At 43.1% G+C, this 12529-nt stretch carries 9 protein-coding genes and 1 rRNA gene; 1 reads left to right on the top strand and 9 read right to left on the bottom strand.

Annotated elements, in window-relative coordinates:
• The 9 genes from EKQ44_RS05440 to dnaA all read right to left on the bottom strand — a co-directional run.
• Positions 1 to 622, bottom strand: a 16S ribosomal RNA gene (locus tag EKQ44_RS05440); the annotation flags it as partial.
• Positions 623 to 1010: 388 nt separating this feature from the next.
• On the bottom strand, positions 1011 to 2081 hold the full coding sequence (locus EKQ44_RS05445; RefSeq protein WP_237662574.1) for an HD-GYP domain-containing protein: 1071 nt from the start codon (positions 2079 to 2081) through the stop codon (positions 1011 to 1013).
• 79 nt (positions 2082 to 2160) lie between these two features.
• Positions 2161 to 4653 carry a DNA gyrase subunit A gene (gene gyrA, locus EKQ44_RS05450; protein WP_237662575.1) on the bottom strand — a complete coding sequence of 831 codons (2493 nt, stop codon included), beginning with the start codon at positions 4651 to 4653 and terminating at the stop codon, positions 2161 to 2163.
• A 112-nt stretch (positions 4654 to 4765) separates the two neighbouring features.
• A complete protein-coding gene (gyrB, locus tag EKQ44_RS05455) occupies positions 4766 to 6691 on the bottom strand; it encodes a DNA topoisomerase (ATP-hydrolyzing) subunit B (protein WP_237663296.1) in 1926 nt (641 codons plus the stop codon).
• 210 nt (positions 6692 to 6901) lie between these two features.
• Entirely contained in the window at positions 6902 to 7150 is a 249-nt protein-coding gene (remB, locus tag EKQ44_RS05460; RefSeq protein ID WP_237662576.1) for an extracellular matrix regulator RemB, read from the bottom strand.
• A gap of 11 nt (positions 7151 to 7161) precedes the next feature.
• A complete protein-coding gene (gene recF / locus EKQ44_RS05465) occupies positions 7162 to 8283 on the bottom strand; it encodes a DNA replication/repair protein RecF (protein ID WP_237662577.1) in 1122 nt (373 codons plus the stop codon).
• 17 nt (positions 8284 to 8300) lie between these two features.
• Positions 8301 to 8513: a S4 domain-containing protein YaaA gene (yaaA, locus tag EKQ44_RS05470; protein ID WP_237662578.1), complete on the bottom strand. Its 213-nt coding sequence runs from the start codon at positions 8511 to 8513 to the stop codon at positions 8301 to 8303.
• 154 nt (positions 8514 to 8667) lie between these two features.
• Positions 8668 to 9804 carry a DNA polymerase III subunit beta gene (gene dnaN, locus EKQ44_RS05475; RefSeq protein ID WP_237662579.1) on the bottom strand — a complete coding sequence of 379 codons (1137 nt, stop codon included), beginning with the start codon at positions 9802 to 9804 and terminating at the stop codon, positions 8668 to 8670.
• Positions 9805 to 10153: 349 nt separating this feature from the next.
• On the bottom strand, positions 10154 to 11500 hold the full coding sequence (gene dnaA / locus EKQ44_RS05480) for a chromosomal replication initiator protein DnaA (protein WP_237662580.1): 1347 nt from the start codon (positions 11498 to 11500) through the stop codon (positions 10154 to 10156).
• An 852-nt stretch (positions 11501 to 12352) separates the two neighbouring features.
• Between dnaA and rpmH the strand changes: the two genes are divergently transcribed.
• Positions 12353 to 12487: a 50S ribosomal protein L34 gene (gene rpmH, locus EKQ44_RS05485; RefSeq protein WP_010197888.1), complete on the top strand. Its 135-nt coding sequence runs from the start codon at positions 12353 to 12355 to the stop codon at positions 12485 to 12487.
• Positions 12488 to 12529: the final 42 nt, after the last annotated feature.

The raw sequence follows: 12529 nt of genomic DNA on the forward strand, positions 1-12529 counted from the left end.
TGGGCTTTCACATCAGACTTAAAGGACCACCTGCGCGCGCTTTACGCCCAATAATTCCGGACAACGCTTGCCACCTACGTATTACCGCGGCTGCTGGCACGTAGTTAGCCGTGGCTTTCTGGTTAGGTACCGTCAAGGTGCGAGCAGTTACTCTCGCACTTGTTCTTCCCTAACAACAGAGCTTTACGACCCGAAGGCCTTCATCGCTCACGCGGCGTTGCTCCATCAGACTTTCGTCCATTGTGGAAGATTCCCTACTGCTGCCTCCCGTAGGAGTCTGGGCCGTGTCTCAGTCCCAGTGTGGCCGATCACCCTCTCAGGTCGGCTACGCATCGTCGCCTTGGTGAGCCGTTACCTCACCAACTAGCTAATGCGCCGCGGGCCCATCTGTAAGTGATAGCCGAAACCATCTTTCAATAAAGAACCAGGAGGTTCCTTATATTATCCGGTATTAGCTCCGGTTTCCCGAAGTTATCCCAGTCTTACAGGCAGGTTGCCCACGTGTTACTCACCCGTCCGCCGCTGACCTTTCAAAAGCAAGCTTTTGAAAGGTCCGCTCGACTTGCATGTATTAGGCACGCCGCCAGCGTTCGTCCTGAGCCAGGATCAAACTCTCCAATAAAGAGTCTGAGCTTTTGCTCAAAATTTGCTAGCTTGTGTTACTTAAAATCATTTTGCCAGTTCCGTAGAACCGACGTTATGACGCTGTTGTTTTGTTTAGTTTTCAAAGAACTCTTTAGTTGGTGTCACTTGTCGAAAGCGACTTCACTAATATATCATTTACCAGCGTGTAAGTCAACATCTTTTCATTATCTTTTTTTAAGATTGTGAGGATGTAACCTGCTGTCGTTGCTGACTTGATTGATTATAGCACGGTGGTGATAGGGATGCAATTACTTTTTTAATATATTTTTAATTTCTTTTTCTAGTGAGCTATTATCGATGCAGGTCTTGATCGGCCTCTCAGCCAAAAGAAAAGTAGGGGCAAATACAACCCCCTACTTAAAAGTCTATTTCACGATTTCTTCCATATAGATATCTAACTCCTGGGTCAACGTTATGAACCGATCGGAATCAAGTTCCCTTACCATTGGCCTTGGGGGATTATTGGGATCTAGAAAAACAATTTCAGCGATTTTCTTATTGGAAAGCCTGATTTTGTCTCCTATGCTGAAACTGCAAACATTTGTTATAAGGGCTTGGACGATAGATAGATCATATTTTCCGAAGGTTTCATGCTTGAGCTGTTCCAATACTTTAAAGGGTGATTGCTTGCTTCGATATTTTCTTGGTGATGTCATGGCATGGAAGACGTCTGCAACAGCAAGTATCTTTGTATAAGGATGGATCTTGTCTTCTGCAAGCCCAAAAGGATACCCGGTTTTATCATAGCGCTCGTGATGTTGGAGAACCGCAAGTTTTATTTCATCTTGGATGACCGGTTGTTTGCTAACCATTTGGTAACTCAAGATGGGATGTTCTTTGATCTGGGAAAACTCTTCTCTTTTTAGTACAGCCACATTTTTCAAGATTTTTTGATCAATGCGTGACATGCCGCAATCCATCAGGAATCCAGCTATTCCAACCTGGATGATGTCTTTCTTTTTATTCCCAAGGGCATTTGCTATAGCCGCAGCGATGAGTGCCACTGCCACGGAATGGTGATAGATGTATTCTTCTTCATTTGTATAATGATAGACGGTGAACACTTCTTCTTGGTGTTGAAGGGACTTCTCAATCAAAGGAATGATTGTCTTACGTACAGCGCTGTAATCGATGGGGGTCCCGGACTCCCAACCTTCATACATTCTTTTATAAGCTTGGGTCGCTTTAAAGTACAATTGCAGGAAGGAGTCTTCTTTTGGCTTTTTTTCTACCATTGCTAAAAGTTGAGGATTGAAGGGCTGTCCATTTGATAGAAAGGTTTCCACTTCTACTTTTTCCACAAGAAAAGATTCCAGTATTTCGATATGCTCGTTTGTCAGGACGGTTCTTTTGGTCATGATCGGTTTGGAGGTGAGTGCTTTTACCTCCTTTGCTAAGATACATCCTTCCACCAACTGCTCGGTTTTTACTAACATGAACGTCTCTCTCCTTATAAACAAAGAGGAACACATGAAAGTGCTCCTCTGTTAGAGTTGATCAATTACTATGCATCTTTTATTCTTCGACCTCTTGGGTGGAATTTCCTTCTTCGATTTCTGTATCTTCCGAACCATCTTCTGGTTCGTCTTCTTTGTCCACTCTTGCCACTGTCGTGACAAATTCATTATCTGCAAGGCGGATCAGCTTCACTCCTTGGGTGTTTCGGCCCATTTGAGAGATGCCATCCACTGACATACGAATCAGAACGCCGCTCGCAGTGATAAGCATCAAGTCCTCTTCGGTTGTTACAGTCTTCACTGCAACAAGCTCCCCATTACGCTCGGTAATGTTACACGTCTTGATTCCTTTTCCTCCACGGCTTTGGATTCGGTACTCTTCTGCCGGGGTACGTTTACCATATCCGTTCTTGGTTACGACCAATACATCAAGGCCCTCATCCAACAGCTCCATTCCCACTACTTCATCGTTGTCGGAAATGGATATACCTTTTACGCCGGTTGCTGTTCTTCCCATGGAACGTACATCTGTTTCATGGAAACGGATGAGCATCCCTTTCTTCGTCCCGATAATCATCTCTTTCGTTCCGTCCGTTAATTTGACTGAAATCAATTCATCGTTATCACGGAGTCCTAAAGCAATCAATCCACCTTTACGGATGTTGGCGAATTGGGATAATGGAGAACGCTTGGAGATACCATGCTTGGTTGTAAAGAATAGGTACCAGTCATCCACAAAGTCTTCTACCGGGATAATGGCATTGACCCATTCCCCTTTTTCCACCTCTAGAAGGTTGATGATCGGAATTCCTTTGGCTGTACGGCTGAACTCTGGAATTTCATATCCTTTTGCACGGTATACTTTTCCTTTGTTTGTAAAGAATAAAAGCGTATCGTGTGTGGATGTAGTCAATAGATGTTCGACAAAGTCGTTCTCATTGGTCCCCATTCCCTGTATCCCACGGCCACCTCTTCGTTGGCTACGGTAAGTGGAAAGTGGCAGACGCTTAATATAGCCATTATGCGTAAGGGTGATCACGACATTTTGACGTGGAATCAAATCCTCGTCCTCAATGTTTTCAAAGCCTCCGACCATAATCTCGGTACGACGAGTGTCATTGAATCGTTCTTTTACTTCTGTTAATTCCTCACGAATAATTTCAAGTACCTTTTCTTCATCTGCAAGGATTGCTTTCAGTTCAGCAATAAGCTGCATGAGCCCTTGATATTCTTCTTCAATCTTTTCGCGCTCTAAGCCTGTTAGACGTTGTAGGCGCATATCCAGGATAGCCTGTGCTTGTTTCTCAGATAGAGAGAATTCGGTCATTAAGCCTTCACGGGCTATATCAGCCGTTTGGGAACTACGAATCAGGGTGATAACAGCATCCAAGTGATCTAGGGCAATGCGCAGACCTTCTAAGATGTGTGCTCTTGCTTCCGCTTTTCGCAGTTCAAATGCTGTGCGACGCTTGATTACCACTTTTTGATGTTCTAAGTAGTAATACAGACATTGTTTCAAGTTCAATACTTTCGGTTCCCCATTTACTAATGCAAGCAGGTTGATACCAAAGCTTGTCTGAAGGGAAGTCTGTTTGTATAAATTATTGAGAAGGACATTGGCGTTTGCGTCTTTTTTGACTTCCATGACGATGCGCATTCCGTTACGGTCGGATTCATCACGTAAATCGGAGATGCCTTCTATCTTCTTATCACGCACAAGGTCTGCGATTTTTTCAATCAATTTTGCTTTGTTAACCTGATAAGGTAGTTCATGGACAAGGATGACTTCCCTGCCGTTCGGCTTCGTTTCAATCTCCACTTTTGCACGAACCGTGATGGATCCGCGACCTGTTTCATACGCTCTTCTGATTCCGCTTCTGCCCAATATTTGTCCAGCAGTCGGGAAATCCGGGCCAGGGATGATTTCCATCAATTCTGGAATGGTGATATCAGGGTCCTTACTTACGGCAAGTACCCCGTCTATTATTTCTCCAAGTTGATGAGGTGGAATATTCGTTGCCATTCCTACCGCGATACCAGATGCACCGTTTACTAGCAGGTTTGGAAAACGTGCAGGTAACACGATTGGTTCTCTTTCAGAACCATCGTAGTTATCTTGATAGTCAATGGTATCTTTGTTGATGTCCCGAAGGATTTCCATCGAGATCTTTGACATTCTTGCCTCGGTGTAACGCATTGCTGCTGCAGCGTCTCCATCGACTGAACCGAAGTTACCGTGTCCATCGATCAGCATGTAACGGAAGTTGAAATCCTGCGCCATCCGGACCATTGTGTCATAAACGGCAGAGTCACCATGTGGATGGTACTTCCCGATTACTTCCCCGACGATACGGGCGGATTTCTTATAGGCTTTATCAGCTGTCATCCCCAAGTCATTCATCGCATACAGAATGCGTCGGTGTACAGGCTTTAATCCGTCACGTACATCCGGCAGGGCACGGGATACGATAACACTCATGGCATAATCCAGGAAAGATGTTCTCATTTCCTGACTGATATTTATTTCTTTAACTGAGGACCTCTCAGACATAATTACGAACCTCCTTGCGAAATGTGAGTTCTAGACTACATTCGCTTTCGCTCTTCTCTATGTAAAAGACAGGATAGCATGACACTACCCCGCTTTCTTGTTTGGTTTTAGATTAGATATCCAAGTTCTTTACGTAACGCGCATTATCTTGGATAAAGTTTCTTCTTGGTTCTACTTTATCGCCCATCAATATCTCAAACGTTTCATCCGCTTCGATTGCATCCTGCAAACTTACTTGCAGAAGCGTTCTGGAAACAGGATCCATCGTTGTTTCCCATAGCTGCTCAGGATTCATCTCTCCAAGACCCTTGTAACGCTGGATGCCGGCTTTTGGTTGGTCGGACATCGTTGCAAGAATTTCCTCTAGCTGTCGCTCATTATAGGCATACTCGATCTTCTTGCCCTGTTGGATCTTGTACAACGGTGGTTGTGCAATGTAGATGAAACCATGTTCAATGATCTGACGCATATAGCGATAGAAGAACGTCAGCAACAGGGTACGGATATGGGCCCCGTCGACGTCGGCATCAGTCATGATCACGATTTTATGATACCGGGCACGGGAGATATCGAAGTCCTCGCCAATTCCGGTTCCAAGTGCCGTGATGATGGCACGTACCTCGTTGTTGGATAAAATCTTATCCAGTCTTGCCTTCTCTACGTTAATGATTTTTCCACGTAAAGGCAGGATTGCTTGGAAGTGGCGGTCACGGCCTTGTTTAGCGGATCCACCCGCCGAATCTCCCTCTACCACATATATTTCGCTGATAGCCGGATCTTTTGAGGAGCAGTCGGCCAATTTCCCAGGCAAGCTGGAGATTTCGAGCGCGCTTTTTCTTCTTGTCAGCTCTCTCGCTTTTTTTGCAGCCATACGGGCCCTTGAGGCCATCAAACCTTTTTCGACGATCTTCCTTGCCGCAGAAGGGTTTTCCAGAAGGAAGCCTTCAAACTTCTCGGTGAAAACAGAGTCGGTTACCGTTCTTGCCTCACTGTTTCCTAGTTTTGTTTTTGTTTGGCCCTCAAACTGCGGGTCCGGATGTTTGATGGATACGATCGCGGTCAAACCTTCTCGCACATCTTCCCCTGTCAGGTTGCCATCTGCATCTTTGAATATATTGTTTTTACGTGCATAATCGTTGATTACTCTCGTCAATGCCGTTTTAAAACCTGATTCATGTGTTCCACCTTCATAGGTGCTGATGTTATTGGCAAAAGAGTACAGGTTGCTTGTGTAGCTATCATTATATTGAAGTGCCACTTCGATGGAGATGCCGTCCTTTTCTCCCTCTACAAACACGACTTCCTCATGAATGACTTCTTTGGTACGATTCAAATGCTCCACATAAGATGCGATACCGCCTTCATAGTGGTATTCATTCTTCTTGGATCCTTCTTCACGCTTATCCTCAATGGTGATCCTTATTCCTTTATTCAAAAACGCAAGCTCACGCAAACGGTGCGCTAACGTATCGTAATCATATTCCTTCGTTTCTGTAAAAATCTCTTCATCGGGAACGAAATGAATGATGGTCCCTGTGATGTCGGTTTCCCCGATCACTTTCAGGTCCTCATTCGGTACCCCTTTGTTATATTTTTGATAGTGGATGTTTCCATCACGATGAACGTAGATCTCCAGTTCGGAAGATAGGGCATTTACTACCGACGCACCAACCCCGTGAAGACCCCCGGATACTTTATAACCGCCACCGCCGAATTTCCCTCCGGCATGAAGGACGGTCATGATGACTTCCACTGCAGGTCGGCCCATTTTTTCATGGATTCCAACCGGGATTCCACGACCATTATCTTTTACCGTGATACTGTTGTCTTTTTCCACAATGACATTGATCTCAGAGCAATATCCTGCCAACGCTTCATCGATACTGTTATCGACAATTTCCCACACCAAGTGGTGCAATCCTTTGGCACTGGTGGAACCGATATACATACCAGGTCTTTTACGAACGGCTTCTAACCCTTCGAGTACCTGTATATTACTCTCATCATAGCTATTTTCTTGCAGTTCTTTTTGGTCCATCGTCATATCTATCACCTTCACTTTTTATTTCTACACAATAGACTTCGTTTATGGTTAACGGGGTGCGTTCCCCCTTTTGAAAAGATAGTGGTTCTCCATTGGTGATTCTTACACAGGGCTGCGCTTTCCTTGGGGTCTCAAAAATGTCGCTATCCCCCTGCTGGAGTCTTCGCCTAGTACTTCATTCACCAGCTGAAATATCTGCTATATCTAATAGAGCGTCTCCTCAAAGGAGGTGTCCATTCTTTTTTTTAAGGTTGTCGAGGCTAAGGGAGAGAGATAAATATTCTCTTCGGTAATCACAATTGATTTGATATCATGCTTACTGATATTTTTGATGGATTTGCTTGCCACATCCGGAAGGGTGCTTTTCCAATCCGACTGCAACAATCTGCGATCTAATATGGCAATTATTTGCGAAGCTCGCACCATCACTTCTTCTCCAATGTGCAGATACATGCCCATTCACCTCAATTTCGTTTCTTGATCGTACCTGAAACCACTTCATACGTAGCCGCCTGTTTCAAGGTCTGATGATCTATTCCATCAACATTTGTCGTCGTCACGAAAGTTTGGACCTTTCCTTGTATCGTATTCAAAAGGTGGGACTGCCTATAGTCATCAAGTTCCGAAAGCACGTCATCTAGGAGGAGAATGGGATACTCCCCTACTACCGAGTGAATAAGATCTATTTCGGCAAGCTTCAGCGAAAGAGCGGTTGTGCGCTGCTGTCCTTGCGATCCAAATGTTTGGACGTCTTTTCCGTTCACTTGAAAGAGTAGGTCATCACGATGCGGTCCGAAGAGTGTCACGCCTCTTTCAATTTCTCTAACTTTTATTTTATCAAACTTTTCGTTATATGCTTCTATCATTTTCGACAAGTTTGTTGTTTCTGATACATAATCAATAGATGGTTTGTAGATAATGGTTAATTCTTCCAAACCTCTGCTGATGCTTTTATGGATGGGCTGAGCCCAGCTTTGTAACAATTGGACAAATTCCTGCCGTTTTTCCGTGATGCTTGCGGCAAGTTCAATGAGTTGCTCTGTCAGGACCAACAGCATGGTCTCGTCCTTTTGTTTTTTCGTCTGCAATTGCTTTAAATAATGGTTCCGCTGCTGCAATACCTTTTGATACCTAGAGAGGTCATGCATGTACCTCGGAGATACCTGCCCCAGTTCCATGTCGATGAAACGACGCCTTACCTGAGGACTGCCCTTCACCAGTGTCAGATCCTCAGGTGCAAACATGACGATATTCATATTTCCGATATACTGGCTTAATTTTGTTTGCTCGATATGGTTGATCTTTGCTTTTTTCCCTTTTTTACTGATAACGAGCTGCAAGGGCAATGGCCCATTTCGTTTATGTATCCTACCCTCTATTTTACCATACTCTTCGTCCCATCTGATAAGATCTTTATCATTGGACGTCCGGTGTGATTTAGCCATCGCCAGGACATAGATGGATTCCATGACATTTGTCTTGCCTTGTGCATTTTCTCCCAAAATAACATTCACACCGTTTTCGAATACAGCATGCAGGCTTTCATAATTCCGATAGTGTCTCAAGCTCAATTCTTCAATATACAATCCGCTTCACCAACTCATCAGGAAACAACAACATAGCTTCCTTGACCGTCTATTTCTACTACATCCTGCACGACTAGCTTTCTTCCTCTTCTATCTTCGAGCTCTCCATTCACCTTCACTTCATACTCCTGAAGGAACCACTTCGCCATCCCACCTGATTGAATGACATCTGCAAGTTTTAAGAATTGCCCAAGCGTAATAAACTCTGTTGAAATTTGGATTTCTTTCATCGATTCGCGCTCACTTTCTTTTTAAGGGTTATGTGATGTTTCCTGTCTTCTCGTTAACATTCCCTTATTGTCTATTTCCTATTGTACTAGAACTTCCCCATATAGAAAAGAAAGCCACTAGGAATGGTCGCTAGTAGCTTTCTTCATCACGTTCTTAATAGGTTCTGACAGGCAGGATAAGTTGAAGCATGGAATCGTCATGCAATGTTTTGATGACGAATGGTCTCATCGCTCCGGTAAAGTTGATCAGGATCTCGTTACCTTCAAGCGCTTTTAACGCATCCATCATGTATTTCGCGCTAAAAGAGATTTTCAATTCTTCGCCACTTATGGAGTTACTTTGGACTTGCTCCACTACTTTCCCTACTTCCGGAGAGTTAGAGGAAACCTCCAAAGCATCTGCCTCAAGTGTCGCCAACTTTACGACATTGTTTCTTCCCTCTCTTGCCAAAAGGCTTGCACGATCGATGGCCTGTAGGAATTCCTTCGTCGTTACCGTGATGTCTGTTTTACTTTCGGCAGGAATCAATCGGGACGTATCCGGATAGTTTCCATCAAGCAAACGAGAAAAGAAAAGAATGTTCTTGGCTTTGAACAGAACTTGGTTTTCCGTTACCACGATATCCAACAGTTCATTATTGTCATCAAGGATTTTATTTAATTCATTCAAGCTTTTACCAGGAATCACCACATTGCAAGAAATGTCGTTCTCCGCTTCTACCTTTGCCTTGCGTAAAGCAAGTCGATGACTATCTGTTGCAATACAGGTTAATTCATGGTTTTCAAGCTTCCAGTTTACACCTGTCAAGATAGGGCGTGTTTCTGAGGTGGACACTGCGAACACTGTTTGTCGAATAATATTTTTCAAAAGATCTGTCGGTACCTTGAATACATTTTGCTCTTCTACTTGTGGCAGATGAGGATATTCAGCGGCATCCTGGCCATTCAAGTTAAATTCAGAGTTACCGGAACGGATGGTCGTTACATATTGGCTTTGTACCTCAATCTCCACTGTATCCATAGGGAGTTTTTTAATGATTTCACTAAAAAAGCGAGCTTGGAGCACGACACTACCTGATGTTTTCACTTCTACATTTTCAGATCCTTCTTCTTCACTAGGAATGAAAGATTCTATAGAAATATCAGAGTCACTACCAGTCAGGGTTACCCCTTCTTCTGTCGCGACAATTTTTATTCCAGTAAGAATCGGAATCGTTGTCCGGGAAGAGACGGCTTTTAGTACATCTTGAACGCTTTGAACCAGCTTGTCGCGTTGGATAATAAATTTCATCGTAATCCTCCTTATAGGGCAGGTCTATTTATATATTTTTATTAATAAAAAACAGTAGAAGTAATAGTAGGGGCTGTGATTATGTGGATAAGTCCTTTTTCTGTAACAAGGAGTAGATATCCACATGTGTATAAACTGTGTTTAACTTAAGCCCACTTATGCACAGTTTCCACGGATGACTAACGAAACGCTTCAGGCTCCGTAGTTGATTTCCGCACTTGGCTTCGCTTTCCGCGGGGCGGTGCTTGAGCCTCCTCGACTTTGCCTGCGGGGTCTCCTCTAACCGCTACCTCCCGCCGGAGTCTTTGCCCTGTGCTACAACCAACTGCTAGGTTATCTATTATCTAGTTTAACTCTTAAGGGAATCGGCTATTGCTTGTATCTGTTTTTGCAAGGATGTATCTGTTTTTACTAGATTAGATATTTTTTCATGGGCATGAATGACGGTTGTATGGTCACGTCCGCCAAACTCCTCGCCGATTTTCGGTAAGGAGAAATCAGTGAGCTCCCTTGATAAGTACATGGCAATTTGACGAGGGAAAGCGACAGATTTTGTCCGCTTTTTCGCCTTGAAATCTTCTAGTTTCACGTTGTATTCTTCTCCGACGGTCCGTTGGATGTCATGAATGGTCACGACTCTCGGCTTGGAGCTTGGAATGATATCTTTTAACGCTTCCGCTGCCAAATCGGCATTGATATCTTTATTGATCAAGGAGGAATAGGCGACAACCCGAATAAGTGCCCCCTCCAATTCACGGATATTGGAATCAATTTGATTGGCGATATAAAGCATCACTTCATTCGGAATATCCAAACCTTCCGCTTTCGCTTTCTTTCGTAAAATGGCGATACGCGTTTCCAGGTCCGGAGGCGTGATGTCCGTTATCAGTCCCCATTCAAAGCGGGATCTAAGACGATCTTCCAATGTTGGAATCTCTTTAGGTGGACGGTCACTGGAGATGACAATTTGCTTGCTTTCTTCATGTAAGGTGTTGAAAGTATGGAAAAATTCTTCTTGTGTCTGTTCTTTTCCAGCAAGGAACTGAATATCATCAATAAGCAGCACATCGACATTTCGATATTTATTGCGGAAATCGACAGCTTTATTGTCACGGATGGAATTAATGAATTCATTGGTGAATTTCTCGGATGATAAATAGACCACCTTTGCCGCTGGGTTATGCTCGATGACATAATGTCCGATCGCATGCATTAAGTGGGTTTTGCCGAGTCCAACGCCCCCATAAATGAAAAGCGGATTATAGGCTTTTGCCGGCGCTTCCGCCACGGCCAAGGATGCCGCATGGGCAAACCTGTTCCCAGAGCCGATCACAAACGTGTCGAATGTGTATTTCGGATTCAACATATTTTGCGGAATTTCTATAGAATCATCGTCTTTTTTCACTTTTGTAGGCGGAGTTTTGATTTCTATCTCTTCATCCGCTTGGTTTTGAGGAATAATGAATTTAATGGATAGCTCTTCGCCTGTTATATCTGAAATGGTTTCTCCAATAAGACCAGAATATCTGGACTCAAGCCAGTCCCTGGCAAATTCATTAGGCGCGGTAATGACCAAATTATCACCTTGGAGTGAATGGGCCTTTGTACTCTTCAGCCATGTTTCAAAGCTTGGCTTGCTTATTTTTTTCTCTATCTGATTGAGTGCCTTGACCCATAGGTCAGAAATGTTTTTCATCCTGAATCCCCCTTTCGTCTGTGTATGGAAAACCTTTTAACAATAGAAAAAGGTGCTTATCTGTACAAGTTTTGTTCAACAAACACTCTGCTAGAAAAACACCCGATGTATGTTTATTCATTGATATACTGTGCAAAACATATAATATAGTAGAAAAGTAGTTTTCGACAAAAACACACACCTGTGGACAAATACTTACAAACACCCTTGGATAACTATCCACATCTTATCCACAATCTGTGGAAAACTATTTTCAGTCAAACTTTTATTAAGAGTGAAAACACAATAATAATATCAAAAAAAACCTTACGTTGCAATTGCTTTTTGATATTATCCACAATCACCACAAATTGTGGAGAAAAGTTTTCCACAACACAAGATACTGTGTAAACCTTGTCGATAACTGTTGTGGATGACGAAAAATAGCGAAAAAAGTTATTCACAGGTTAAAATTTATTAAACGCATAAAAGGGGTCAGACCCCTTAATGGTTCCAGACCCCGATTTTGAAATTGGCGAGGATGATCAAGTATTTGTTTTCGGGGTCAGGCACCTTTGGCATCTCCCTTATAATTTTTGTGGATTTTTTTGAACTAAATTTGGTTGTTAGTTTTTACTATATAAAAAGAAAGGGTTGCTTTGTGAGGCTGGGGAATTTATACTTACATTTGGGAAGTTGACATTCCGATGGTATATTCTCTATAATTAGTAAGACTGTCTGTAAAGAAATTTTATATTATAGGAAAGCAAGACTTTCCAGTGGTGTTGAAAAACGGCTTATAAATGTCTATCGATCATATAGAGGTGTTTTTCCACTTAGATTTTGAAGTATCCTCAGGGAGGTGTCATAGTAATGAAAAGAACGTTTCAACCAAATAATCGTAAACGTAGTAAAGTACACGGTTTCCGTGAGCGTATGAGTTCTGCAAATGGACGTAAAGTTCTTGCACGTCGTCGTCGCAAAGGAAGAAAAGTATTATCAGCATAAGGCCACTGACTGTCAGTGGTCTTTTTTACTATTTCGGGCATA

It is taken from the genome of Sutcliffiella horikoshii (assembly GCF_021991925.1).
Classification (GTDB): domain Bacteria; phylum Bacillota; class Bacilli; order Bacillales; family Bacillaceae_I; genus Sutcliffiella_A; species Sutcliffiella_A horikoshii_F.